We start from the raw sequence: 25,245 nt of genomic DNA, 5'->3' as shown, positions 1-25,245 counted from the left end.
AAATTTCCTATCTTAATTATCATTCCTTTAACGCGCCTTGTCTTTAAAGTATCAATTGGGTGGCCGAAGATAGCATTCGCTTCAGTTCACTCGTGGTCTTTGGGTCGATGAGGTTGAGTGCTCTCACATTGCACAGTTCTTCTACCATTCTAGTCCCAGCGAGCGTATTGGTAGCGATTCCGGTTACAATATCTGGAACGATCTCAAAAGCTTTCATCAAACCATATACTGCATACGGATCCGATGCGCTTAGAATGATACATTTGATCTGTTCTCGTAATGCGTTAATAGCGATGTCGCCATTGTAGGGTTCAAGTGGAGAGGCGCCGATCTCAATAACGGCAACATCTGCCTCTGCCATAGCGATCTTATTGAGTAACTGTCGCAACTTGCGTTGATACTCTTCTCTGGGGCAGATAGAAGAGGGAAGTCCAACATCCACAAAATCTAATACCTGATCCGCGCCTACATCCTTGACTGCAAGGATATCTTTAAAACGACCTGCTCCTGTCAACTTTGCCCCAACAACTTTATGATCTGCCAGTTTGAAGAGATGTGTTACGATTCTGGCAGAGGTTGTTTTGCCCGCCGACATTGAAGTCCCAACGAACAATACGACTGGTGTATTAAAGGGTGTATCTTTTGTAGGCACAACAAAAGTATCCATGGTCAGCCGTTCATCGTTCCTAAAGGCATGCCCAACATAGACCACTTCCATCATATTAGGGATGAAGACAGATTTTGAGGTAAGCTTCCCCATAAGGCCCGCACCGGTTAACACATTCATTTTCAAATCGTCCCCCACTTTCTTCCACGTACCAGTAGCTTCGAGTGTAGCAAAACGCTCGCCTAAAACCCCTACTACAGATTCTCCCCCAATGACACCACGCATACGACCACTGGCAAGCTCAATGCTAAGGGTATTGCTTCCTGGGTCGGTGATCCTCACCACGACGTAGTCTCCTGTAGCCCATTCGGACTTAGGCAGCTTCTGTATTACGAAATCCTTTTCTTCCAAATCAGAGATCCTTGTCAACGAAGTGTATATATATTTATGATTCATGATGTGTGTTTCAAAGGTTCGGTCATCAATAGCAATATGAGCAATGCTGTTCGCTCTGCAAGTCGGTTTCTCAAAATATACTCATGGGTGGCGTGTGCCCCGTCTCCTGGCGTTCCCAGCCCATCGATTGTGGCGGTATACAGACTAGTTGTATTGGCATCAGAACCTCCACCGGCCAATGCCTCTTCGAGAGAAATACCAAGGCGTTCTCCCATCTTTTTGGCCACGTTCCACAAGTGTCGATTTCTTGGAGTATTTTCCATAGGCGGTCTTCCAATACTCCCTTCGATATGCAAGGTCACATCTGGCAATTGAGCTTGCAAACTTTTGATCTTGTTGGTGATGTATTCGCCATCCTCTGCTTTTATAACCCTAACATCGACGATCGCCTTGCTTTCTGGAGCTACTACATTTGGAGAAATACCGCCTTCGATCATTCCAACATTTACGGTGATCCCTTTGTCAAAGTCGTTCATAGCGTATAGTTGCTGCACCTGATGCGACAACTCTACGATGGCATTGATCCCTTTTCCCGGATCCAAACCAGCATGGGCCGCTTTTCCTTTCACGGTAACAGTAAAACGACCAATGCCTTTTCTCGCTGTTTTCAACTTCCCTTCTATCCCAAGTGGCGGCTCTAACACATAAGTCCTATTGGAGAGTTTGGCAAGTCTCTTTATGACATGGGCAGATTCTCTGCTGCCGATCTCCTCATCAGAATTGATCAGTATCAAAGGAGTCACCAACAGCGGTAATGAAAGTTCCCGAATGGCCTTTAATGCAAAGATCATCTGTGCGAGACCTACCTTCATATCATACACTCCAGGCCCTTTGATCTTATCATCTAATTCCATTAAAGGCATTCCCTTGATCGTCCCTTTTGGCCACACGGTATCGCAATGTCCTATTAGAAGTTGAAAAGCTTTTTCATGGTCATAATCTTTGGGCCTACAGTACAGGTATCCACCTGTTTCGCTACCTGGAACATGTATTGTATAAAAACCAATCCCTTCAAATGCTTCCCTTAAGAAATCGAATATTTGATGTTGCGCCTCTATAGATTTTGATGGAGTTTCTATATTGACCAATTCTTTTAGAAAAGCGGTCATTTCCGGTCGATGTCTTTCTAAGAAATCTTGAATACTGTTTATATCTACCTGATTTACCATCATCGCGAGAAATCTTTGGGAAATGGAAAGTTGTAGGTCCTGGCAACAGTTGCATAGCGCCCATCCGCAACATAGGCCATGAGGGGGAATCGATCGATCTGTTCATTCTCATCCTTTTCTGATTCGCGGAGGTATTCTGGGTGCACAGAAGCAGCTATTATTTTTCCTGTAATGATGCTATTCGCGTTAAATCCATCGATGACCTTGAACAGTTCGCACTCGAGATGCAAGTACGAATGTTGTAGTAACAATGCATCAACCTTAGTTGCCTGGATGGTTGGTAATGCGTCTACGATCTTTTTAGATTTGCTCATTTCTTCTATTCTCGGCAAAGCACTAAGCGAGGTGAACAATACCTGATCTGGTAGTGGAAAACTGATGGAGAACTCCTTATTGGCCAGTATGTTTTGGTAGGTAGAATGCCTTGGTGTACATACAAATCCAAAATAATTATCAAATCCTATTGGGGTAGCCATGTGCTTTGGTGCCAAGTCGTAACCATCACCTTCTTTAGTACCTACTACGATCAAGGGTGCTATGGTAAAGAAGTGCTTCCAAATAGGAAATTTGGTATCCAATGCTATAAAATCCTCTTGCACATTCATGTTAGATACAAGTTACAAAAGGGGTAGGGTTTTAAAACTGACATTCATCAGCTAACCATATCCCAATGAGACCGTATATAACAAAAAAAACGGGGACACAATGTATCCCCGTTCCTGTAAAGACGTCAATGTCGTCAAATGATCTTTCGACTATTAAAACTACTTTGACCGCTTCACATAACACTAAAGGCCGAAGCGATTAATGTATGCTATACAATTAAAACTTGAAAAAGGAAGCAGGCGTCAAAGACACCCGCTTCCGAAGAAGATATTAATTGCTATTCAACGCTAACAATGAGACCGAACAGGCCTTATCGCTAATTCCTGTAGCTACCAAAAGGTTGAAAGAACATTTGATATCTTCTATCGGTCTTTACGCCATTGCAAGCGCAAAAACCTAGATTCAAATTTACATTTCCAAAGAACTATTTTTCAATGTCTCAAAGATACGGCGATCATTATCGCAAAAACATGACCGATGTCAGTTTTCAAGCATTTTTCTTTTTTTTATTCGTGAAGCACTAAGAAGGGAACTCTTGTATGGTAACTAATAGTTTCCACGGTAGGCCTAAAAAAGATCTGTTGAAAAAAGTTGATATTCTTTGCCACCATGGCGATCATGTCAACATCACGACTTTCGGTAAAACATTCTATCGCCGCTTCCAACTTGTTATTGGTCACGGTATGAAAACTATGTTCATGGTCTTTAAAATATCCTTGCAGCAGTTCTTTATTCTCGATTTGATCTGAACTCAACTTTTCATTCCTTTTAGCTACATGCAGCACTCGGATAGCTGCCTTATTCATAACTGATAGTTCTAACAACGTATCAAGTATATTGGCATTATAAAGCAAATTATAATCCGTAGCGAAAGCGATTTCCTTTAACTTAGTGTATTGGGCATCCTCTGGAATGATTAAAGAGGGACACTTCACCCTGGTGATCACATCTCCAGTATTGCTGCCGATAACAAATCCTTTAAGCCCTGAAGCTCCTTTCGTGCCCATTACTATGAGATCGATATTCTTTTCTTCGATATGCTCTTTGATAGAGTTTAGGAAAAAATTGCTGTCGACCAACGAAATGAAGTTGTGCTTGGCATTGTAGGGTAGCCGTTCTATTCTTTTGAATAAGGCCTCCATCTTTTTCCGCGCTTCTACACTGATCGCTTTTTCCAAAATGCCTGTGTTGTGCACATAAGGTGTGTCTGCCCCGAACATCACATCCGATTCTACTACATGAAGCACATAGAAATTGCAACGTGCCTTCTTAAAATACGAAAGCGCGAACTCTATGGCATTCCATGAATTCTCGGAAAAGTCAGTTAGTAAGAGGATATTCTTCATTGCAAAAAACCTGCTTTATAAAACAAATGTATTCGGCTGATTGCAAGAAAAAAATGATAAAAGTCAGTTTAAAAAAAGCTACTCTATACTTAGTAGTCCTTCTTTGTCCAAAACATTAATGGTACGACCCTCGATGTCTATGAGTCCTTCTTTTTTGAGTGAAGACAATGCGCGTATGAGACTCTCTGTGGCAATACCAGCCACACTGGCCAGGTCGCTGCGTGAAATTTTTATATGTTGTTGATCCTGATGTTGAAGTTTCTCTATAAACTTTAAGATGGTATTTGCCGTTTTTTTTCGCACCGAACTGTACGCCATCTCCAATAGTTGGTCTTTCGCCTCCGAAAGATTATCGGTTAAGAAATTGATCAACTCAAAGGTGATATGATGGTTCTCTTCCAGCAAATCCTTTAAAGCTTCTTTGCTTATTTTGTAAACCTCCACTTCTTCAATTGCAGTAGCGGATTCCTGATATGGGGAATGATTGGCAAACGAGGCATATCCAAAAAAATCTCCCGCTTTGTGAAGTCCTGTGATCAATTCTTTTCCAAACTGATCGATGCGATGATTTTTAACAACACCTCTTTCGATCAAATAGACGTAATTGGAATGTTTTCCTTCTTCATACACCGTCTCGCCAGCTTTGAAGACCTCAACGTCTCCTTCGTCCAGGAAGTATTCCTTCAAGTCCTCCAGATTATTCAATGCACCCATCTCTTTCGTTTGCATTGCCATTATACCGCCGTTTTCCTTTAAAATCGCCATCTTGGCCAATCGACTCTCAATGGCGTTTATCAATTCCTTTTCGTCAAATGGTTTGGTAAGATAGTCGTCCGCACCCAAGTCCATTCCCTTGCGAATGTCTTGACGTTCGGTCTTTGCAGAAAGGAAGATAAAAGGAACATGTCTTGTCGTACTGTCTTTGGACAAGTTCTCTAGTACGGCATACCCATCCATTTCGGGCATCATGATGTCGCAAACAATAATATCTGGGGTATTCATTTTGGCTTCTTGGATACCGATCTTCCCATTTGCTGCAGTCGTCACTTCATAGTCCGAAAGCTCTAAAAGTTCGGCGGTGTTTTCGCGCAATGCCGTATCATCTTCGATCAATAATACTTTTTTCATGAATATATTTTACTTAATGTCCTCGGTAACTCTACGGTAAATGTGCTTCCTTTACCTTCCTGACTAATAAAACTAATCGTTCCTCCTAAATTATCCAAATGTCCCTTGATGATATTTAGGCCTATTCCGGTTCCCTGATATGTGGTTGCATTTTCTGCTCGAAAATAACGCTGAAACACATGCTTCTGGTCTTTCTTCGGGATTCCCATGCCTTGATCCCTCACTGTTAGTAAAAGCGTATCACTTGCCTCGGTGGTCTTAATATCGATGACGGTATTTTCAGGAGAATATTTTATAGCATTGCTCACTAGATTCGTAAGGACCAACGTTAAGATCTTTTCGTCAAAGGTAATGGCGATCTCGTCCACATTCTCAGGATAGTTAATTCGTTGGCCACTTTTAAGTAGCATATTGGCACTGTAGATGACCTCATTGAGCACCTTGCTTAGTTGAAAGGTGCTGATCTTATAGTTTACCTTTCCAGATTCTAGACGTTCTACAGAGAGAAAATCATTAAGGATGCCATCTAGATAATGAACCTTGTTCTTTATCAGATCTAAGTGTTTTTCACGTTTTGGTTGATGATCGGTCTTTTCATATTTTCCAACCAATACTGCTGAGGTTAGGATCCCTGTCAATGGTGTCTTGAATTCATGAGAGACTAGCGAAAGAAATTTGGTCTTCAGTTCATTCAATTCCCTTTCGCGCTGAAGCGACTCCAATGCCTTTTCTTCTGCCTTCTTTCTTTTTTCTACCTCTGTTTGAAGCTCCAAAACCGTATGTTGAAGTTCTTTGGTTCGTTCCTTTACTTTCATTTCCAGCTCTGCATTTAGATCCAGAATCCTTTGCTCTGTCTCTTTTCTTACCGTAATATCGACCATAAGCGCCATGATGAAGGTATCTCCGGACAATTCAAAGGGCGCAAGTCCAACCTCTATCGGGAATTCTTCTCCACTTTTTTTGATGCCGAATAGCTCTCGGCCGATGCCCATGGTACGTTTTTCTGCATTCCTATAAAAACTGCTAAAATGACCTCCGTGTTGCCGGTGGTAACGTTGTGGAATAAGGATCTCCAAACGTTGTTTATCGAGTTCTTCCTTGTCATAGCCAAACATCTCTAGGGCCGAAGTGTTCGTCGCTACTATCTCTTGTTTTTTATCGACGACGATAACGCCTTCAGGAATTGCTTCTGAAAGCGTTTCGAAAATGTCTGCATTTAATTTGAACATTTGCTGGAAGTCAGTATTCGTCGCTTAAAACTAAGCGTTCTCTATAAAAGAATAAAGATACAAAAACTAGTTACAGACAGGTCGGAGAAAATGATTTTTATCATTGCTACAAGATTGGTCAGTGGTTATTTTCAAAGGATAAATTCTTATCATGAAAGGGATATTAAAACTTGGCACAATATCAGGAATTCGGATAGAGGTACACTGGACATTCATCTTTTTGATCGTTTGGGTCATTTATATAGAGGTCAAACGCGGAGGTAGCTTCGAGAGTGCCATGATCCATATGGCCTTTATTCTGGTACTTTTTGCATGTGTCGTGCTACACGAATTAGGACATGCCTTAATGGCGAGGCGCTATGGTATTGCCACGCAGAAGATCACCCTATTGCCCATTGGCGGAGTCGCCTCTCTAGAAAAGATGCCCAAAGAACCAAGAGAAGAATTGTTGGTCGCCATTGCCGGGCCACTGGTCAACGTTGGGATTGCCTTGTTGCTCCTAATCGTAGTACCTTGGCAACAATATGTCCAGTTGAACGCTGAAGAGCTGGAGCAAATGTTCAGCACCATCAGCTTGCAAAATTTTCTATTCTATCTTCTTGTTGCCAATCTCATACTGGTCGTTTTCAATCTAATTCCCGCATTTCCTATGGATGGGGGACGAGTGCTCAGAGCAATATTGGCCATGGGAATGAATCGACGAAGAGCTACGAGCATCGCGGCAGGACTTGGACAACTATTGGCCATAGGCTTCTTTGTGTTTGGCATATTCTTCAATCCATTTCTAATTCTGATCGCCCTGTTCATCTTTCTAGGTGCAGCAGGAGAAAATCAAATGGAGCAGCAACTTTCACTACTGGAGGGATATACGATAAAAGACGCCATGCTTACCAACATCACTAAACTTTCACCCTCAACACAGATCAAAGAGGTGGTCGAACTTTTGATTGCAGGAACGGAAAGGGATTTCGTTGTTGTCGATGACCAAGATGAGCTTCTAGGCGTACTACTTCATGGGGAAATCGTAAAAAATGTAAAGAATCACAATTTGCCGATAGACAGCATCATGAACAAAGACCTTACAGTTTTGGAGGCCAATACGCCTCTAAAGGAGGCCCTCTCAGCGATGGCCTTGGAAAAGAAAAAGTTCTTTCCCGTGATCGAAAACAATCATTTGGCAGGTGCCATCGACCAGACCAATCTAAGCGAATTCATCCTTTTGAGATCCCAGCTCTTAAATACGTGACATTGCATTATAGATCCATGATTTTGGTCATAGGAAAATGCAGAGCTAACCTGTTATTTTGAATCACTGTAACATCCGTGTCGTGAAAAGAATCATCATTCTCTTTAGTCTACTTTTTGCCCTTTCCTGCAATAACTCACAAGAAAAGATCCTTCCTACGAATGGAAGCCTCACCGAATCGGTCTATTCTTCTGTGACCATTCAACCAGATAGCTTATATCAAGTGTATGCTGCCGTTGGTGGAATCTTGGATGCAAATCTTGTGGACGAGGGTGATCTGGTCTTCAATGGTCAACCGATGATGCAGATCATTAATAGCACTCCAAAACTGAACATGCAAAATGCCAAGCTGGCCTATGAGCTGGCAAAAGAAAAATACAACGGCAAGGCCGCCATCTTGGAGGAAATAAAGGATGAGATCGTTTCTGCAAGATTAAAATTCAAGAATGATTCGATCAACTTCTACCGACAAAAAAATCTTTGGAATCAAAACATTGGTTCCAAGATCGAATATGAAAACAGAAAGCTCACCTACGAGTTATCTACCAATAATTTGAATCTGCTACAAAGTAAGTACCGCCGAACCGAGCAGGAATTAGAAACGCAATTAAAACAAGCTGAAAATAATTACAAAACTGCCGCTATCACCACTAGAGACTTTACTGTTAAAAGTAAGATCAATGGAAAAATCTATGCATTGTATAAAAATCCTGGAGAGGTGGTGAATACTATGGAACCTTTGGCTGCTGTTGGATGTAGTGACGATTTTCTCATAGAAATGTTGGTCGACGAGGTCGATATCGTAAAGCTTCGTGTAGGGCAGAAAACCTTGGTTACCTTGGACGCATATAATTCTAAGGTGTTCGAGGCAACATTGACCAAGATCTATCCCAAAAAAGACGAACGCTCCCAAACATTTACCGTTGAGGCAGTTTTTATTGAGCCTCCAAAGGTCCTCTACGCTGGTCTTGCAGGTGAAGGCAACATCATCATCGCCAAAAAACAGGACGCCTTGTCCATCCCTAAAGAATATCTGATCGACGATTCCAAAGTTATAACCGAAAATGGCGAGGTCAACGTTGAGATAGGCCTACAAAACTTGGATAGAGTGGAGATCTTAAGTGGTATAGATGAAAATACCTATCTATTAAAACCAAAGGAATGATCAACTGGAAAGTGATACTCAATATCGCCAAGACCCACCTTGTGACCAAGAAGAAGTCGACGATCACGGCCGCATTGGGTGTGACCTTTGGTATTGGTGCCTATATCACCTTGGTAAGCTTTATGACCGGACTGAACAAAATGTTAGACGACCTTATTCTCAACCAGACACCTCATATCCATGTTTTTAATGAGATAGAACCATCTGAGAAGCAGCCTGTGGCCCTTTACAAAGACTTCGAAGATACCTTTAACATTGTGCATTCTATTAAACCGAAACAGAGCCAACGAAAGATCCATAATGCATTGCCCATACTTGATCATCTAAAGGAGGAAGAAAATGTGAAAGGTGTCACCCCTCAATTGCGCGCGCAGATCTTTTATATATCGGGATCTATAGAATTAGGAGGCAATCTCACCGGTGTGGACATAATGGAGGAAGCACGGCTTTTCAACATCAACGACTATATTACCAAAGGCAGTCCGCAAGCCTTGAAGAACAACGACAACGGCATCTTGCTCGGGGCAGGATTGGCCAAGAAAATGTCGCTAGATATAGGTGACCGCGTACAAATAAGCACCGTAAAAGGAAATACTTTCCCATTGAAGATCGTAGGCATCTATCAAAGCGGTATTGCGGACATCGATAACATTCAAAGCTTTGCCAATCTTAAGACGGTACAACGTATTTTGGGAGAGGCGGAGAATTATGTGACGGATATCAATATCAAACTTTTTGATATTAAAAAGGCGCCCGAAATGGCCAGGCAATTGGAGAGGCAGTTCAAGTTGAGGGCTATCGATATCAATGAAGCCAATGCTCAATTTGAAACAGGCACTACCATACGTAATCTCATCACCTATTCGGTATCTATCACTTTGCTTATCGTCGCAGGTTTTGGCATCTACAATATTTTGAATATGCTCATCTATGAAAAAATGAAGGATATCGCTATTTTAAAGGCTACGGGGTTCTCTGGTGTCGATGTTCAGTTGATCTTTATGAGTCAAGCGATGATCATAGGCGCAATAGGAGGATCGCTAGGTATCGCCATTGGCTTTGGTCTTTCAAAACTTATAGACAGCGTCCCATTCGAAACGGAGGCACTTCCAACGATATCGACCTATCCCGTGAATTATAACCCATGGTTTTATGTGATAGGAATTTCCTTTGCACTGATCTCAACCTTTGTCGCGGGATATCTTCCATCGGCCAAAGCAAAACGAATAGACCCCGTTCGAATTATCAGAGGAACTTAATCGCCAATTATGACTCTAGTTCTAGAAGCCCAACATATCAACAAGCATTTTCAAAAACCCGTGCCTTTTCATGTATTGAAAGATATCTGCTTTGATGTAAAAAAGGGTGAATTCGCGTCCATCATGGGTAAATCGGGCTCTGGCAAATCCACTCTGTTATATATTCTTTCTACCATGGACACTGATTATGATGGAAAGTTATTCTTGAATGAACATTTGGTCACTGGAAAGCCTTCGAAGGAACTCTCTCGGATCCGGAACAAGCATATCGGCTTCGTGTTTCAATTTCATTATTTGTTGTCTGAATTTAGCGTGATCGAAAATGTGATGCTTCCTGCGAAGAAACTCGGCGAAAAAAGTCATGCCGAAATAGAACATGAAGCTATCAAGAAATTAGAGATGTTACACATTGGACATTTGGCAAAAAAACGTGCCAACAGGATCTCTGGCGGAGAAAAACAGCGGGTGGCCATCGCCCGTGCGTTGATCAATGACCCATCCATTCTTATGGGTGATGAACCCACCGGAAATTTGGATTCATATAATTCTGAGAACGTATTTCAGATCTTTAAACAATTAAAGGAAGAAAAAGGATTGTCCCTCTTGGTGGTTACACACGACATGGACTTTGCGAAAAGGACCGATCGGATCATTGAGATGGAAGATGGGAGCATCATCAGCTGATCTGTAACGCCCGTTATGCAAGAACAGCTATCACCCAAAGAAAAGACAATTTTCAAACCTTGAATGGATTGAGAATTTCATCTTTAGCAATCATATTGAAACTCATCAACGGAATTTTTATCTGAGAACCCATCTTTTTCACCAAGTCCTTGTGAAATAACTTTCTCCATCCCGTATGCTCTCGCTCTAGCATCCCTAACATATCGGCATCTACCTTTTGCAAATATTTTTTGAGTTCTTCGGAGACATGGTCTGAAAACCATAGATCAAACCTTAGTCTCTTATAGCTCACATGCTGTTGAAGCAACTCTTTGAACCATTCCATCTGCTCTTTGCCAGCATACTCATCTCTGGTAGAAATGTGAAAGACAAAGATCTTGGCGTCAAAGGGGTTTGCGATTGTCGCAAGCTTTTTTATAGCAAAAAGATCATCTTGTTCAAGATCGGTGGCATACACGATATTTTCAAGCGTTAGTTTGCTCATTTCATTCGGGATCACCAACAACGGACTCGGAACCTTTTTTAGAAGCGCCTTGGCTATGTCTCCAGCAAAGAGACCCCTTTTGCTATGTTCATCCTTCATTCCGATAATAACAAGATCGACGGATAAGGTGTCTGCCTTTGCTATAATACCATCAGAAATGGAGCTGTTTTTGGTTACTTCAATACGCGTGTTTACCTCTTCAAGATCCTTTCCAAGAGTTTTTGAACAATAAGCCCTTGTAAGGGCCAAATATTCTTCTTTGGTATTCTTCTCTATCCATTTTGACGGGCGGGTAGTAGAGACGGTTATGGGAGGAATGTCGTACACATTTAGGACCACAAGGTCTGCCCCCAATTTAACACTGAGCTCATAGGCACAGCAAAGAGCTGACTTGGCATGTTCTGTACAATCCGTAGCGTAAAGTAACGTCTTCATAATAAGAGAGTTGATTACAATGGGATGAAACTAGGCTATTCAAGAATGATTAAAAATGACGAAGGTCATCCTTCCCAATTCTAGGGACATATGACCCATATCATTTCCTACAAAGTGATCAACAGCTACCTTTATCGATTACAAATAACTAACAGTCAAAGTGTTGACCAAATTATCGGTTTCTTGAATACTAGATCACTATAAAGATAAAAACCATGAAAATAATAACTGTAACACCCGAAAATGTACAAGATGAAACGTTGTTCTGCATCAAGGACATCACCAATCCAGGGTTTGATGCTAAGAAGGCTTGGTTTAAAAAACGCTATGCTGAAGGCTTGCGAATGAAAATACTAAAAGACACAAATGATAAAATGATTGGTTTTATAGAATTTGTGCCTGCCTCAAATGCGTGGAGACCCATAAATGCTGATGATTTTATATTTATTCATTGCATGTATGTGTACTCTAAAAAAGACAGAAACCAAGGTTATGGTTCAATACTGATCAAAGAAGCGGAGAAGGAGGCTAAAAAAAGAAAGATGGCAGGTGTCTGCGTCATGTCTAGTAAAGGGTCTTGGATGGCTGATAAAACTATTTTCGAGAAGAACGGATATAAGGAAATAGCTCGTAGAGGACGTTTCGAATTACTGTCAAAAAAATGGATCGATGAAGCTGCCGACCCACAGCTGTACGACTGGACCTTGCAAAAAAGAAAGTATCAAGGATGGCATTTGCTATATGCCGATCAATGTCCGTGGCATGAAAAATCCGTTGCAGCACTTCTAGATGTTGCGATGGATCATGGGATAGATCTTAAAGTGAAGAAGATCACTAACGCCCAGGAAGCAAAGCAAGCCCCCTCAGGCTTTGGTGTTTTTAGCCTTTTACATAACGGCAAATTGCTCGAAGACCATTACCTAAGTGCCACAAGGTTTAAGAACATTTTGCAGAAGGAATTACAATTAATTTCTTAAACGATCTTCCGCTGGGCAAGGAACTAAGTTACCAATCGGCTTGGGGAAAATGGATATGATTGAGGTTGCTGTCATTTTTATCAATCTATGGCTCAACTGGCAAATCCTACCTTGTCGCGAAGACTTGGCAGGTCCCATTTGATCATTTCCTTTAAGAAATCATCGACCGCCTCTACGATCATTTTTTCATTGATCTGTTCGGGGGTATAGGCCCCTAATTCGATAGTGTCTTGCTGATCGGGATGATTGACCGTCGAGGGAAAAAGAATGAACACCAAGACATCACCGCTATACGACTGAGAAAATACCAAAGCCCCTCCTTGAATGAACTGATATGCAGGGATCTGGTTAGTTTTTTCGATAAGTTCGGGCGGAAAGGAATCGAAAGTGATGTTCACCGCCTCGTTGCTATGTATCCAATTGAGTTCTTGGACCCGCCATCCGATATCGTACATTTTTACGATTTCGTTGAGTGTTTCCCTTAGAATGTATTTGGTCTTGGTCTTCCATGTTATTTTCTTTTCTACCACCGTCTCTATCGAAACTTTGTAATCCTGTATTCGTTCGGCCAAATGTGCGATTTTCATCATGGGTATTTATTGAAGTTCTGCTTTGTTGAATATGTAGATCATCCATCCAAACGACATGATAAAGATGATGCGTTGCCAAATACCCATATATTGCTCAACTTCAAACATGAGCATAGAGAGTATAGTTACCAAGACACCTACCAGTACGGCCAAGGCCTTAGCCGTTCTTTGCCCAAGGATAAAACTCATGGAGATCGCAAAGACCGTAAAAGAAAAACCAGTTATAGTTGCAAACCAAGAATGTAACTGATCTTCAAACGGATCAAATGGTATCTTAACGATAGGAGCGTGTTGAAAAAAAGCACAGAGCATCAATGAAATGCCAAAGACAAGAATGGCGATCTTATGGAACCAAAATTTCCCAAGAAACCGCCAGCCATCGATGATCGCACCAAGTCCGAGTAAAATAAAGGTGAAATTCATCACCCAGGCATAAGGTGCCGATTGAGCACCTAAGTGACTTGTGGTGTTCTTTAGTATATCGTATTCAGGCACACTAAAAAAAGGCAAGACAACGATTACCAACAACATCAATCCATATGCAAATGGAAGTATTTGCAGCACATTGGTGGTATTCGATTTCTTATTCATGCCCTCCCTTGACTTGATCTATTTTAACCTTTTCCTTTTTCTTCTGTTCTTTTTCTAACTTTCTGAAGTATCTTCTAAATAAAAAATTGTGTTTTAAGGCCTCCATATTTTCGTTAAAGCGCGCGGTCCCCTCTTCAATATTTTGCATCGTTCTTCCTAGCTGTCCCACAAGCGTTGTATCTTTTGAAAGATAATTGACCGCCCCATGACCATCTTTCATATCCGTTACGATACTATTCAAGCTTTTGGACATTTTGTCGATCTCTACGCTAGAAGTTTCCAAATTTGAGACAATGCTCTGCACTTTTTCGCCTGTGATGCTATCGCTCAACAACACCCCTGCGATACTTTCCTTAAAATTGATCTCTTTAATGATATCATTCAATTCTTTGATCGCACTGTTCGCCTCACTACTTGCATGTTTGAGATTAAGGATGGTTTGTTGCAGGTCGTTTGCCATTACTGTATCGTTCAATAATCGTCCCATGGTTCCTTTTCCTCGTGTAAGCGATTGCGTTACTTTGAGAAGATCGGCTGTAAGGATGGCAGCGTTTTCGTTGGTCACACTCAAGGTGCTCAACATATCTTCTGTGCCGATCCTGCTGTAGGAAACAATTTCGTCGCCAGCCTGTATCGATTCCTCCGAATCTTTACCGGGAATGATATTGATGATCATGTTCCCAACAAGGCCGTCCGAACCAATGGTGGCGATGGCATCTTTCTTTATATGCGATTGCATCTTTTCTTCGATGGACATGCGAACCCGAATCGTGGTATCATTTTCCATTTCGATGGCTTTTACGGTTCCCACATTGATCCCTGAGAAACGCACATTATTGCCGATCTGCAAACCATTGACATTGCTAAAAACGGTGTTGATGGAGAAGGTCTTGCTAAACATATCTTGGTTGTTGCCTATCATGTAGGCGGCAATTACCAGAAAAACCGATGCTAGCACCACAAATATCCCTAGCTGTATTTTTTTTGAGGTCGACTTTGTCATCATCTCATTGTTTAAAGAAGGCCCTTACCTTTGGGTCGGTCACCTTCGACAGTTCGTTAAAAGTTCCTTCTGCATAATCGATGCCATCTACCAATAGGATCATCCGTTCCGAAATGACCCTCGCACAATCGACATCGTGAGTAATGATCAATGATGAGGTCTGATACTTGTTTTGTATACTGCGCATCAGTTCGATGATCTCCTTTGAGGTGATCGGGTCGAGCCCGCTCGTCGGTTCGTCATAAAGAATGATCTTAGGTTTCATAATTAAGGTTCTGGCCAATGCCACTCGCCTTTTCATACCTCCAGATAATTCGGAAGGCATGAGATCCACCGTATGGGCCAATCCAACATTTTCCAATGCCTCCATCACCAAAGCCTCGGTATCGATATTCTTATCAAATTTATTTTTATGCCGCCTCAAAGGAAATTCGAGATTCTCACGCACGGTCATTGAATCGTACAATGCGCTGCCTTGAAACAGAAAACCTATATCCGTACGTAATTCATCCAAGGCTTCACGATCCAATTCGGTAATATTCTTTCCCATGACCGTGATGGTGCCCGAATCAGCTTGCATCAACCCCACCAAACATTTGATCATCACCGACTTTCCAGAACCCGACTTTCCCATGATGACCAAATTCTCACCTTTATAAAGTTTCATGTTAAAGCCATTGAGCACATGGTTATCACCAAAACTCTTTTTTAAGTTCTGAATGGAAATGACCTCCTCAAGATCTGTTCGAGGGTTCTTTACTGGCGATATTTCTTTTACCGTTTTCATAATTCATAAAAAATATCTGTGATCACCACGGCGATAAAGTCCAACACAAATATGAGCATGGAAGCCATTACTACCGCTGTATTTGCCGCAGTGCCAACACCTACGGTCCCTTTTTTACAATGATATCCCTTAAAACAGCCCACGAGTCCAATAGCGAAACCAAAAAAGAAGGATTTTATGGTAGCTGGAATAAGATCACCAAATGCCAGCGCATCGAACATTTTATTGAAGTAAAGCTGAAATGACACATCCCCTTTCACATGCTCTATAAGAAATGACCCGTATAGCGCCAAAACATCTCCAAAGATGACCAACAATGGGACCATAAGTGTTGTGGCCGTAATTCTTGTGATCACTAAGAACTTGAAGGGATTGGTACCCGAAACTTCCATGGCATCGATTTGCTCGGTAACGCGCATCGAGCCTAGCTCGGCACCAATACCCGACGCCACTCGGCCAGCGCATATCAATGCCACGATGACCGGACCGATCTCTCTGACGATAGAAATGCCTACCATGTCTGGCATCCAAGAGACCGCGCCAAATTCTTGCAAGGTGGGGCGTGTCTGCAAGGTTAGGACCAGCCCAATGATAAAGCCCGTGACACCGACCAATGTCATGGATCGGTTTCCTACATTATAACATTGACGAAGCAGTTCGCCGAACTCAAAAGGTGGTTTAAAAACTTCCTTAAAATACCTTCCCGCAAAATAAGAAAGCGCTCCTATCTGGACAAAGAATTGCTTTACACTACTCGATATTTGAGATGCAATGGTCATGTCTCATTTCCTATGTAGGTCTTTCAAATATAGACAAGCCTATAACCGATTAAAATGACCAAAGTCATGCAGCTCGATTGACAAATATCATTTCTATCCGCAGACTTTCATCCTATATTTATAGCTAGTCGTAAAAGAAATTATTATGGAAACCACAACAGTATATAACGAGGACCTGCATTTTGAGCATGTGCAATGGAATAAGGAGTTGGCCTTTTGGGAAGATGAGTTGAAGTCTTTTCAAAATAGGTTGGACGAGCTGGTGCAGCGATGGACCGATGACCGTGTTTTAGCCGAATTGGGACAATATCAAAATCAATTTATCATACACAAAGAAAAGATCGATGAACTGAAAGAGGAAATTGAAGCCCATGAATTAAGCATTGCGGAACACTTAAAAAAAAGTGAAAATGTGATCGATAGGGTCCATTATAGATATCATCTCGCGTTTAGAGAACGAATGGAGACACAACGCGATATCTATAGCGACCTAAAGAGACGCTTCTTTGACTTTCTTTCCAAATACATGTGATGGTTTTAGGTTTTAGGATCTATTCGTAATCGGATCCTTGATGCGATTGATGAACATCTAAAGTCCATGTACCTGATGAATCGATATAAGCAACTGAATAATTCGCATTATCTAAGTGAGGAACGTTCCTTTCTTGATGGCCCTAGAAATAGATTCAAGGAATTATGGTTCACTATAAAAGTCAACTATAATTTTATCAAAGCCTTTAGAACCTTACACTTTATCGGGCCCTGTGTCACTGTTTTTGGGTCTGCACGATTTGATAAGGATAACCAATATTATCAACAAGCCGAGGAAGTTGGGAAGGCACTTTCGGACTTAGGATTTACTGTGATGACAGGCGGAGGGCCTGGTATCATGGAGGCTGCGAACAAAGGTGCCTATATGAATGGTGGTTATTCTGTAGGTTGTAATATCGTTCTGCCTCACGAACAAAGAGCGAACCCTTTCTTGCACAAATGGATCGAGATACCCTATTTCTTTGTGCGGAAGTTTCTGTTGATGAAATATTCCTACGCCTTTGTGGTAATGCCTGGTGGTATCGGCACCTTAGATGAGCTTTTCGAGTCACTTACGCTCATCCAAACAAAGATGATCAGTCATTTTCCTGTGATATTGTTTGGAAAGGAGTATCATAAGGAGCTTTATGAGCATATACAGCTGATGGCTACAAACGAGAGCATCGATAAAGAAGATATGCAATTGTTGTATATCACAGACTCTGTATCCGAGATGAAAGATCATTTGAGCGAGCATGCCGTTAAGAAATTTGGATTGGTAAAGAAACCCATGAAGACCAGTTGGTTCTTTGGTGAATCTAAACTAAAAAACACACAGAATATCAAAAAATAAGCAAGATGAGAACAACAGTTGAAATTCAAAATCTAAAATGCGGAGGTTGTGAGAGTACCATCGCAAGAAAATTACACACCTTGAAAAATATTAAAGACATTGCTATCGATCGAGACCATTGCACCGTATCATTCAGCTATGAGACCAACGACGGCCTTGAGACCGTAAAGAAAGAATTGAGCAAGCTTGGATATCCATTATCCGACGATGCCAATAGCTTTGGAAAGAAGGCCAAATCGTTTGTGAGCTGTGCATTGGGTAGACTTGCAAAAACTGACCTAAAGACCTATAGCTAGCTAGAAAGGGTCTTCCTCGAATCTACTGAGCCTTCTTCTCAAAGACCATAATTCGTCTTGAAGTCGGTCCACTTTTTCCAACAAATGCTGAATCGCTTCGATTCCCTCGATGTTTACCCCTAATTCGTGATGCAATCTGACGATCCTCTCTAATTTTGGTAGTTCTTTGGTGTGTATCTTAGCCTCGTCGTCCAATACCGCTATCGAAATCAATTCTCGTTCGCTCAAAGATAGTACGAAGGATTCTTCGATACGGTGACCAACACAAAAGTCTTTGATGGTGATATAGTATTCGGTTTTCATAAGATCGCTTATAGGTTAGTTTTAGCAAGTTCCTCAAATAGTTCACGCTGCTTGGCCGTAAGTTTAGCTGGCAATTGTACTTGATAGGTAATGTACAGATCACCATACTGTCCTTCCTTCTTATATTTGGGAAAACCTTTCCCCTTTAGTTTTACTTTGGTGTTATTCTGCGTTTGTGGTGCCACTTTCAATTTTACCTTACCGCTAAGTGTCTCTATAGTGATCTCTCCTCCAAGAACAGCCTTGGTAAGTGGCAACTGTATTGTTTTATAAAGGTTGGCCCCCTCTCGCTTAAAGCTTGTATTGTTGTTGATAGCAAAGGTAATGTACAGGTCACCATTGGGTCCGCCATTGACCCCTGGACCTCCATGACCAGCAATTTTGATCGTTTGACCGTCCTCGATGCCAGCTGGGATAGTGATCCTTATCTTTTTATCATTGATTGTCAAGGTTTGTTTTTGTGTCTTGTAGACGTCCATCAGATCCATGCTCAATTCGGCATTGTAATCTTGGCCTCTAAATTTTACTTGTCGACCACGGCTTCTATATCCTGCGCCACCGAACATCGCATCGAAGAAATCTGAAAAATCCTCAGAAGACTGCCCTTGCGTATAGGTATAACCGCCAAAGTCACGACTGTCCCTTTGTGCCCGCTTCGCTTTTTCGAACTCCTCTGCATGCTGCCAATCTTTTCCATACTCGTCATATTTCTTACGTTTTTCAGGGTCGCTAAGTACCTCATTGGCCTCATTTATCCGTTTGAATTTCTTTTCAGCCTCGGTATCATTGGGGTTAAGATCCGGATGATATTTACGTGCCAATTTTCGATAGGCCTTTTTTATATCGCCATCCGAAGCGGTCTTATCAAGTCCCAAAACTTTGTAATAGTCAATAAATTCCATATATAATGCTATTCTATGTTATGGTGGGTCATCCTCGCATTGAAATACTCGAAATCCATGGTTGGAAAATTCCAAATTCCGGTCATCTTCGTCGGAATCTTAAGTCCATTGAAAATGCTATATTCATCATATTTCCCTATGAATTGCACCAATTTTTCATCTTTGTAGCGCATACTTTCGAATCGTTCAATAAGTCCCTCCCCATTGAAAAAAAAGACTCCTGAAGATACTGTATTTTCATAAGAAAGAGTAGCTCTAATTGCCATATCATTGACTTTTTCCCAAGAAATATCTCGGCTCAAAAACCCCATCGGACAACAGACCAGCTCACCGAGACAACGACCCAACGCACTTTGGGAAATTCGTTCGTCCTTAAAAACACCGATGCTGGTAAGACCAAAAAGGTCAATGGTCATCTCTCCTTGTCCTTCAATGCTTTTATCTCGAATAAACATAGGAAATACATTGGCCTTCCAGATAAATCCTGGATGTACTGATGTCATATATTGGGTTGCAGCAAAATGTTTCCAACCGGCCTCGGGCTTAGCCCTGATCTTCCCCCGTTGTTTGAAAATAACATGGCAATCCCTACACCTACCTAAGACGCCTACCTGTTTCAAATAATTCTGTACCATAAGTGGAAGTCGGTCTAGGTCATCGATCATCACCTGTTTTTCGGTGGTCCCATATTTGTTGAAAAAGCGTTCCTTCTCTCGTGCTACCTTAAAGTTGAACTTTGCCATCCCGTAGAAAAGTATGATGACGATCGTTGTTATAATAATGATAAAAATTACTGCTAGCATTTTTGGTTCTTAAAATTGATCATGGCTCAGTGGTATTGAAGATGGTGTTCAAAATAGTTGCAATCCCAATGACCAAGATGAGTATGAGTACAAATCCTCTAAATTGCTCTTGACTTACATGATCGAGAATACGTTTCCCGAGATAGGTCCCTACAACGCTCACCACGATCAGGATAGGCACCAAATAGAGGTCGTGCTTATGTACGTAGCCATTGTTGATATAGACAAGGCTTCGGCTAAAGTCGATCGCGAGGTCAATGATGGCCGATGTGGCGATAAATTGATCCTTTTTCAACTTGAACGCCGCCATGGTGACACCTCTGATCGCACCTCCAGTACCTAAAAGCCCTGCACTCATCCCTGAAAGTGTACCTCCAACAATGGCATTGCCGGTTTTTGGAGTAATACGGATCTGTTTAAAGATGATAAAGATCAGACTCATCAGTATCAGAAAAATACCGAGAATATATGTAAGCAGTTGGGGGTCGGCAAACTTGCTCAAATAAGCTCCGACGGACACAAAAATGACTGCAGGAATACCTAAGCTTAGCGCTAACTTTTTATCAAAACCTTTTCTAAAAAAGGCGATCTTTGAGATATTGCTAGACAAATGATAGAGTGCTGTGATGCCCAATACCGATTGGAAGTCCAAGAAATAACTTGCCATCGGAACAAAGAAGACAGACGATCCAAATCCACCGATGGTGCCGAGCATTTCTGCAAGTAGTGACAATAGAATGAACAAGGGTAAGTAACGAATCACCTGTAGCTTATTTTAGCGTGAAGTTATGGTAGTTACTTGTCTTTTTTTATGATTATTGTCAATTCTAGATAGGATATTCTTTAAAGATCCTTGCGACCGTCTCGTCGATGGCACGGGTCATTTTCTTTGGAGAACCGATCAACGCTCCGGCCATTGAACCTTGCCAAATGATGCGATTCTTTTGAAGGTCCATTACATAAAGCACCAAGGTCTGTTCGGTATAATTGATCGCAGTCAATTTACACTCTGGCCAATAGTTGGGCTCGCGCTCGTCATAACAATTCGTAACGACCATTTCCCTGTCTAGAATGACCAGTTCAAAACCAGCTTGTAACTCTGGACTTCCTTCTTCGAGCACATACCCTTTATTCAACATTTGATCGGTGATCGCCTCTTTGATCTTTTCCCTGTTTTGTTCATTGTCGTACTGTGGGTAATTAGGGTTATGGATCAAGAGGTCCTCTTGGCAAATGGTAAAGGTCGTATAATCTTTAAAATCGATTTCTGGATCTTCATCAGCAATTACATTGCTGCTAGCACAGCCTAATAGCAATAGCGCCAAGATGGCATTCATTAGAATTTTTAGCTTCACGATTTTCATCTTCTTAGTTTTATGTTGAAGTCTTCAATGCTCTCGACTGTAATTCATTTGGTGAGATTCGCCCACTTTACCAAAGATCGAGATTCTCAAAAGTCGTCTCCGCGATATTGGTAAGCGCCTCTTCTGTTAAAAAGGCATGATGCGAGGTGATCAATACATTGGGCTTTTCGATAAGTCGCTTTAGGATAGTGTCATCGATTCCCTCGTCCGAGTGATCTCTAAAAAATATCTTATGCTCCTTTTCATAAACATCCATGGCAAGACCTCCAATGCGCTCATTTTCCAAAGCTTGAAGAATTTCGGTGGATTGAATTATTGCCCCGCGCGCCGTATTGATGATCAAAACTTCCTTCTTCATTTGCGCTAGCATATCCTTGTCGATAAGATGATGGGTGTCTGTATTCAGCGGGGTATGGATGGAGATAATATCCGATCGATTACATAAGGTTCGGAGATTCACATAACGCAGTCCATATTGGGAGCTCAACGATTCATCTTCAACGATATCATATCCTAATAGATGACATCCAAATCCACTCATTATCCTTGCCATGACACTTCCTATTCGCCCTGTGCCAATAATGCCTACGGTCTTATCCACTAGATCGACCCCTATAAGTCCATCTATGTTGAAATTGTATTTTGCGACTCTACGGTCAGAGATGGTTATTTTTCGGTTTAGCGCCAGCAAAAGTGTTACAGCATGTTCGGCAATGGCATTTGGTGAATATTCGGGCACGTTGGCCACTTTGATGCCCAATCGTTCCGCTGATCGTAGGTTAACGTTGTCATAGCCGGTGGATCGAAGGGCTATGAATTTCACCCCAAAATCTTTTAGTTTCTCCAATACCAAAAGGGAGGCATCATCTGCAGAAAATATAGATATCGCGTCAAAGCCCACGGCTTTCATTGCATTTTCCGAACTAAGGGATTCCTCGACGAATTTCAACTGATGGCGCCCATCATTGGCCTTGGTCAAATATGGAATTTCAAAATTTTTGGCACTATAGACAAGTACTTTCATGATAACTTAGTTTAATAAGCGTTTTTGCTTATCGTGTTTCATGATATCAATGACCAGTGTGAAGGTATTTTTTTTCAATTCCTTAAAATCACGAAAGAATGAATCGGTACTAGCCGTCAACTTTCGATGTTGCGCCTTTACCTCTCTCTCCTCATAGGGCTGATCGATACCATCGAGCAATACAACAAGCTCGTTGTTATGCTTTTTAACATCGTTGATAAGCGTTTTGATCATTCTCTTGTTATCGCCGAGAAGTCTTACGATCTCAACGGTCTCAGGATATTGTTCTTCAGATGATAGTTTTAGGAAATATTCCGCAAGCAGATCATCTAAAAAATCATGCTCGTCCTTAATAAACTGTAGTTCAGATAACCAGCGAAGTACATCTCGATGCATCTCTTCGGCACTTTGCCACTGGGTATATTCGTATGCAACTTTAGGTTTCATAATTTTTTTTTTAGTGTTATAAAAACGGGAAATGCGTGTTTCATTTCCCGTGGTCTTACTTAAGGCATCCCCTAGGAAATTTCTATTTCTTTTGAGGTATGCACTTTGGCTTCTTCCTTTTTATTGAGGCTCAACTTGAGAAGTCCATCCTGATAGGTGGCTTTGATATCTTCTTGCATCACGGTTTCTGGCAGTAACAATGATCTTTTAAATGAATTGTAGTTGAATTCTCTTCGAGTAAAGTCATCTTCTTTCTCCTCTTTTTCTGAGGTTCTTTCGGCAGAAATATTCAAATACCCATCATCGACAGATACTTTAAAGTCCTTTTTCTCCAAACCAGGTGCAGCCAGCTCAATTTCGAAGCACTCATCGGTTTCCTTGATGTTCAGCGCAGGTTGTGACACAATTCTTCTATTCCAGAAGTTCTCATTGAAGAAGTCATCGGTATCGAAGAAGTTGGACATTTCCGAACCGAACCAAGGCAGGCGATTGTTAAATTTAATTAGTGACATGGTCTTTGGTTTTTGGTTAAACATCATTTTTTAAGCCTCCTTAAAGTACAAAGCCTTGACCCTTAAAAAAATGACGAAAATCAGGAAGGAACGCATTTGTTGCACAAAAAACTTCACAAGCGAAGCCAGACCGAATTTTTTCTAGTAAATTCACGACATATCAATGTAGTGTTAAAGTTCCAACCAATTAATGAAAGTAAAGAAGATAGGCCTCATAAGTGGTCCCCTTATATTTTTATTGACCTTAGGTTTTTTTGAACACGAAGCGCTGTCAGCCCAAGGAACGGCGGTGCTTGCCAGTACCCTCTGGATAGCGATCTGGTGGTTAACAGAGGCCATCCCTATAGCTGCTACGGCGCTCTTACCTTTGATCTTGTTTCCACTAGGCGGTGTAATGCCAATCACAGAAATGGGCGCATCATTTTCCAACCAGATGATCTTTCTTTTTCTCGGTGGCTTTATTATTGCTACCGCCATAGAAAAGACCAACTTACATAAACGCATTGCACTTTCCATTATCTATGCCATTGGTTCCAATTGGAATAGGATCATTTTGGGTTTTATGGTGGCGACAGGATTCTTGAGTATGTGGATCTCAAATACCGCAACCGCGATCATGATGCTTCCCATTGGGCTAGCCTTGGTCTCACAGATCAAAGCTGAAAATACTGTGAGGTCAAAAATGGGGCAATCGCTTATGTTTGCCATCGCCTATGGATGCTCGATAGGTGGGATCGCCACCATCATAGGAACACCTACCAATCCTATTTTTTTGGGCTACGTAGAACAGAATTACGGTATCACCATATCTTTTACTCAGTGGATGTCCGTTGGGCTCCCTTTTTCGGTCGTTATGATCATCCTAGGTTGGCTGTATCTGACCAAGGTAAGTTTTCCGTCTAGCAATGATGAATTGTCTGGAGGGCTTTCTACGATCGGAGAACAACTACGAGATCTCGGCAAAATGAGCTATCAAGAACGTACAGTAAGTATTTTGTTTGCAATTGTAGCCTTCTTATGGATCGTTCGGAAAAGTCTGATAGCTCCTTATATAGATGGGACAAGTGACGCCTTGATCGCCATTGCAGGTGCCATCGCATTATTCATTGTTCCTTCTGGGGATAGAAAACGTCCTTATGGTATCACTGATTGGAAAAATGCAGAAACCATTCCCTGGGGCATCCTATTGCTGTTTGGTGGCGGATTGGCAATTGCTAGCGGTTTTAAATCTAGTGGGCTCGACATTTGGATCGGAAATCGAATGGTCGCCTTTGGTGTTTTCCCATCCATTTTGCTCATCCTTGCCATCATTACTGTTGTGAATTTTCTCACGGAGATCACCAGTAATGTCGCTACCGCCTCTATGCTGATGCCGGTGTTGGGAGCCTTGGCCTTCACCATAGATGCCCATCCCTTCTTTTTGATGACCGGTGCCACCATTGCTGCCTCCTGCGCGTTCATGCTTCCAGTGGCCACGGCGCCAAACGCCATCGTCTTTGGGTCGGGATTGCTCACAATAAAGGGGATGATGAAGGTGGGCTTTTGGATGAATATCATATCCATTATACTTGCAGCTTTACTCGTATATTTTGTGTTGCCTAAAGTCTGGGGAATACAAATCGATGTTTTCCCTGAAATTTTTAAATAAGGAATAGTTTTTACAAAGCTT

The 25,245-nt window shown here is 41.7% G+C and carries 29 protein-coding genes; 9 read left to right on the top strand and 20 right to left on the bottom strand.

The window, feature by feature from the left end:
- Window positions 1-43: 43 nt before the first annotated feature.
- The 6 genes from ACFQ1M_RS16400 to ACFQ1M_RS16375 form a co-directional block, all read right to left on the bottom strand.
- Window positions 44-1,063, bottom strand: a complete 1,020-nt coding sequence (locus ACFQ1M_RS16400) for a hypothetical protein (protein ID WP_386410209.1) — start codon at window positions 1,061-1,063, stop codon at window positions 44-46.
- Window positions 1,060-2,235, bottom strand: a complete 1,176-nt coding sequence (locus ACFQ1M_RS16395) for a M20 family metallopeptidase (RefSeq protein WP_386410206.1) — start codon at window positions 2,233-2,235, stop codon at window positions 1,060-1,062. The genes ACFQ1M_RS16400 and ACFQ1M_RS16395 overlap by 4 nt, the downstream gene beginning before the upstream one ends.
- Window positions 2,232-2,837 (bottom strand): flavin reductase, encoded by a 606-nt coding sequence (locus ACFQ1M_RS16390; RefSeq protein WP_386410203.1) that lies wholly within the window; start codon window positions 2,835-2,837, stop codon window positions 2,232-2,234. Before ACFQ1M_RS16390 ends, ACFQ1M_RS16395 begins: the two co-directional genes overlap by 4 nt.
- A 507-nt stretch (window positions 2,838-3,344) precedes the next feature.
- On the bottom strand, window positions 3,345-4,184 hold the full coding sequence (locus ACFQ1M_RS16385; protein WP_386410200.1) for a universal stress protein: 840 nt from the start codon (window positions 4,182-4,184) through the stop codon (window positions 3,345-3,347).
- Window positions 4,185-4,262: 78 nt separating this feature from the next.
- Window positions 4,263-5,312 carry a response regulator gene (locus ACFQ1M_RS16380; RefSeq protein ID WP_386410197.1) on the bottom strand — a complete coding sequence of 350 codons (1,050 nt, stop codon included), beginning with the start codon at window positions 5,310-5,312 and terminating at the stop codon, window positions 4,263-4,265.
- The gene (locus ACFQ1M_RS16375) at window positions 5,309-6,541 is read right to left on the bottom strand and encodes a PAS domain-containing sensor histidine kinase (RefSeq protein WP_386410194.1); all 1,233 of its coding nucleotides are present in this window, start codon (window positions 6,539-6,541) and stop codon (window positions 5,309-5,311) included. Before ACFQ1M_RS16375 ends, ACFQ1M_RS16380 begins: the two co-directional genes overlap by 4 nt.
- Before the next feature lie 151 nt (window positions 6,542-6,692).
- Here ACFQ1M_RS16375 and ACFQ1M_RS16370 point away from each other — a divergent pair, with 151 nt between their 5' ends.
- The 4 genes from ACFQ1M_RS16370 (at window position 6,693) to ACFQ1M_RS16355 (ending at window position 10,895) form a co-directional block, all read left to right on the top strand.
- A complete protein-coding gene (locus tag ACFQ1M_RS16370; RefSeq protein WP_386410191.1) occupies window positions 6,693-7,787 on the top strand; it encodes a site-2 protease family protein in 1,095 nt (364 codons plus the stop codon).
- Window positions 7,788-7,869: 82 nt separating this feature from the next.
- A complete protein-coding gene (locus tag ACFQ1M_RS16365) occupies window positions 7,870-8,952 on the top strand; it encodes an efflux RND transporter periplasmic adaptor subunit (protein ID WP_386410188.1) in 1,083 nt (360 codons plus the stop codon).
- Window positions 8,949-10,211 (top strand): ABC transporter permease, encoded by a 1,263-nt coding sequence (locus ACFQ1M_RS16360; protein ID WP_386410185.1) that lies wholly within the window; start codon window positions 8,949-8,951, stop codon window positions 10,209-10,211. The genes ACFQ1M_RS16365 and ACFQ1M_RS16360 overlap by 4 nt, the downstream gene beginning before the upstream one ends.
- A 9-nt stretch (window positions 10,212-10,220) precedes the next feature.
- Entirely contained in the window at window positions 10,221-10,895 is a 675-nt protein-coding gene (locus tag ACFQ1M_RS16355) for an ABC transporter ATP-binding protein (protein ID WP_386410182.1), read from the top strand.
- Window positions 10,896-10,947: 52 nt separating this feature from the next.
- Here the strand turns inward: ACFQ1M_RS16355 and ACFQ1M_RS16350 are convergent, their stop codons facing one another.
- A complete protein-coding gene (locus tag ACFQ1M_RS16350) occupies window positions 10,948-11,814 on the bottom strand; it encodes a universal stress protein (protein ID WP_386410179.1) in 867 nt (288 codons plus the stop codon).
- Window positions 11,815-12,029: 215 nt separating this feature from the next.
- On the opposite strand from ACFQ1M_RS16350, the gene ACFQ1M_RS16345 reads away from it, so the two are divergent.
- Window positions 12,030-12,791 carry a GNAT family N-acetyltransferase gene (locus ACFQ1M_RS16345; RefSeq protein ID WP_386410175.1) on the top strand — a complete coding sequence of 254 codons (762 nt, stop codon included), beginning with the start codon at window positions 12,030-12,032 and terminating at the stop codon, window positions 12,789-12,791.
- 92 nt (window positions 12,792-12,883) lie between these two features.
- Here the strand turns inward: ACFQ1M_RS16345 and ACFQ1M_RS16340 are convergent, their stop codons facing one another.
- Genes ACFQ1M_RS16340 through ACFQ1M_RS16320 form a run of 5 tightly spaced genes read right to left on the bottom strand, consistent with a single transcriptional unit; the run spans window position 12,884 to window position 16,541 of the window.
- Window positions 12,884-13,381: a hypothetical protein gene (locus ACFQ1M_RS16340; RefSeq protein WP_386410172.1), complete on the bottom strand. Its 498-nt coding sequence runs from the start codon at window positions 13,379-13,381 to the stop codon at window positions 12,884-12,886.
- Window positions 13,382-13,387: 6 nt separating this feature from the next.
- Window positions 13,388-13,972 carry a DUF998 domain-containing protein gene (locus ACFQ1M_RS16335; RefSeq protein ID WP_386410169.1) on the bottom strand — a complete coding sequence of 195 codons (585 nt, stop codon included), beginning with the start codon at window positions 13,970-13,972 and terminating at the stop codon, window positions 13,388-13,390.
- On the bottom strand, window positions 13,965-14,978 hold the full coding sequence (locus tag ACFQ1M_RS16330) for an MlaD family protein (RefSeq protein WP_386410166.1): 1,014 nt from the start codon (window positions 14,976-14,978) through the stop codon (window positions 13,965-13,967). Before ACFQ1M_RS16330 ends, ACFQ1M_RS16335 begins: the two co-directional genes overlap by 8 nt.
- A gap of 1 nt (window position 14,979) precedes the next feature.
- Window positions 14,980-15,762, bottom strand: a complete 783-nt coding sequence (locus ACFQ1M_RS16325; protein WP_386410164.1) for an ABC transporter ATP-binding protein — start codon at window positions 15,760-15,762, stop codon at window positions 14,980-14,982.
- Window positions 15,759-16,541 (bottom strand): MlaE family ABC transporter permease, encoded by a 783-nt coding sequence (locus ACFQ1M_RS16320; protein ID WP_386410161.1) that lies wholly within the window; start codon window positions 16,539-16,541, stop codon window positions 15,759-15,761. Before ACFQ1M_RS16320 ends, ACFQ1M_RS16325 begins: the two co-directional genes overlap by 4 nt.
- Window positions 16,542-16,686: 145 nt before the next feature.
- Between ACFQ1M_RS16320 and ACFQ1M_RS16315 the strand changes: the two genes are divergently transcribed.
- The 3 genes from ACFQ1M_RS16315 (at window position 16,687) to ACFQ1M_RS16305 (ending at window position 18,221) form a co-directional block, all read left to right on the top strand.
- On the top strand, window positions 16,687-17,073 hold the full coding sequence (locus ACFQ1M_RS16315; RefSeq protein WP_386410158.1) for a hypothetical protein: 387 nt from the start codon (window positions 16,687-16,689) through the stop codon (window positions 17,071-17,073).
- A gap of 75 nt (window positions 17,074-17,148) precedes the next feature.
- Window positions 17,149-17,925, top strand: a complete 777-nt coding sequence (locus ACFQ1M_RS16310) for an LOG family protein (protein WP_386410155.1) — start codon at window positions 17,149-17,151, stop codon at window positions 17,923-17,925.
- A 5-nt stretch (window positions 17,926-17,930) separates the two neighbouring features.
- Entirely contained in the window at window positions 17,931-18,221 is a 291-nt protein-coding gene (locus ACFQ1M_RS16305; protein ID WP_386410152.1) for a heavy-metal-associated domain-containing protein, read from the top strand.
- Here ACFQ1M_RS16305 and ACFQ1M_RS16300 read toward each other — a convergent pair whose 3' ends face one another.
- The 8 genes from ACFQ1M_RS16300 to ACFQ1M_RS16265 all read right to left on the bottom strand — a co-directional run bounded on the left by ACFQ1M_RS16300 (window position 18,222) and on the right by ACFQ1M_RS16265 (window position 23,576).
- On the bottom strand, window positions 18,222-18,524 hold the full coding sequence (locus ACFQ1M_RS16300) for a chaperone modulator CbpM (protein WP_386410149.1): 303 nt from the start codon (window positions 18,522-18,524) through the stop codon (window positions 18,222-18,224).
- A gap of 8 nt (window positions 18,525-18,532) precedes the next feature.
- Complete coding sequence (locus tag ACFQ1M_RS16295; RefSeq protein ID WP_386410146.1) at window positions 18,533-19,426, bottom strand: DnaJ C-terminal domain-containing protein; 894 nt, start codon at window positions 19,424-19,426, stop codon at window positions 18,533-18,535.
- A gap of 8 nt (window positions 19,427-19,434) precedes the next feature.
- Window positions 19,435-20,229: a DUF6544 family protein gene (locus tag ACFQ1M_RS16290; RefSeq protein ID WP_386410143.1), complete on the bottom strand. Its 795-nt coding sequence runs from the start codon at window positions 20,227-20,229 to the stop codon at window positions 19,435-19,437.
- A 19-nt stretch (window positions 20,230-20,248) separates the two neighbouring features.
- Window positions 20,249-20,992, bottom strand: coding sequence for a sulfite exporter TauE/SafE family protein (locus ACFQ1M_RS16285; RefSeq protein WP_386410140.1), 744 nt, complete (start codon window positions 20,990-20,992; stop codon window positions 20,249-20,251).
- Window positions 20,993-21,056: 64 nt separating this feature from the next.
- Entirely contained in the window at window positions 21,057-21,593 is a 537-nt protein-coding gene (locus ACFQ1M_RS16280; RefSeq protein ID WP_386410137.1) for a DUF4136 domain-containing protein, read from the bottom strand.
- Window positions 21,594-21,660: 67 nt separating this feature from the next.
- Window positions 21,661-22,617 carry a 2-hydroxyacid dehydrogenase gene (locus tag ACFQ1M_RS16275; protein WP_386410134.1) on the bottom strand — a complete coding sequence of 319 codons (957 nt, stop codon included), beginning with the start codon at window positions 22,615-22,617 and terminating at the stop codon, window positions 21,661-21,663.
- A gap of 6 nt (window positions 22,618-22,623) precedes the next feature.
- Window positions 22,624-23,064: a hypothetical protein gene (locus tag ACFQ1M_RS16270; protein ID WP_386410131.1), complete on the bottom strand. Its 441-nt coding sequence runs from the start codon at window positions 23,062-23,064 to the stop codon at window positions 22,624-22,626.
- Between the two features lie 71 nt (window positions 23,065-23,135).
- Entirely contained in the window at window positions 23,136-23,576 is a 441-nt protein-coding gene (locus tag ACFQ1M_RS16265) for an Hsp20/alpha crystallin family protein (RefSeq protein ID WP_386410128.1), read from the bottom strand.
- A 190-nt stretch (window positions 23,577-23,766) separates the two neighbouring features.
- Here ACFQ1M_RS16265 and ACFQ1M_RS16260 point away from each other — a divergent pair, with 190 nt between their 5' ends.
- Entirely contained in the window at window positions 23,767-25,224 is a 1,458-nt protein-coding gene (locus ACFQ1M_RS16260; protein ID WP_386410125.1) for an SLC13 family permease, read from the top strand.
- Window positions 25,225-25,245: the final 21 nt, after the last annotated feature.

It is taken from the genome of Sungkyunkwania multivorans (assembly GCF_042675645.1).
In the GTDB taxonomy this organism is placed as follows: Bacteria; Bacteroidota; Bacteroidia; order Flavobacteriales; family Flavobacteriaceae; genus Sungkyunkwania; species Sungkyunkwania multivorans.
The sequence above is the reverse complement of the archived record's forward strand: the minus strand, read 5'-3'. Positions and strand labels throughout refer to the sequence as shown.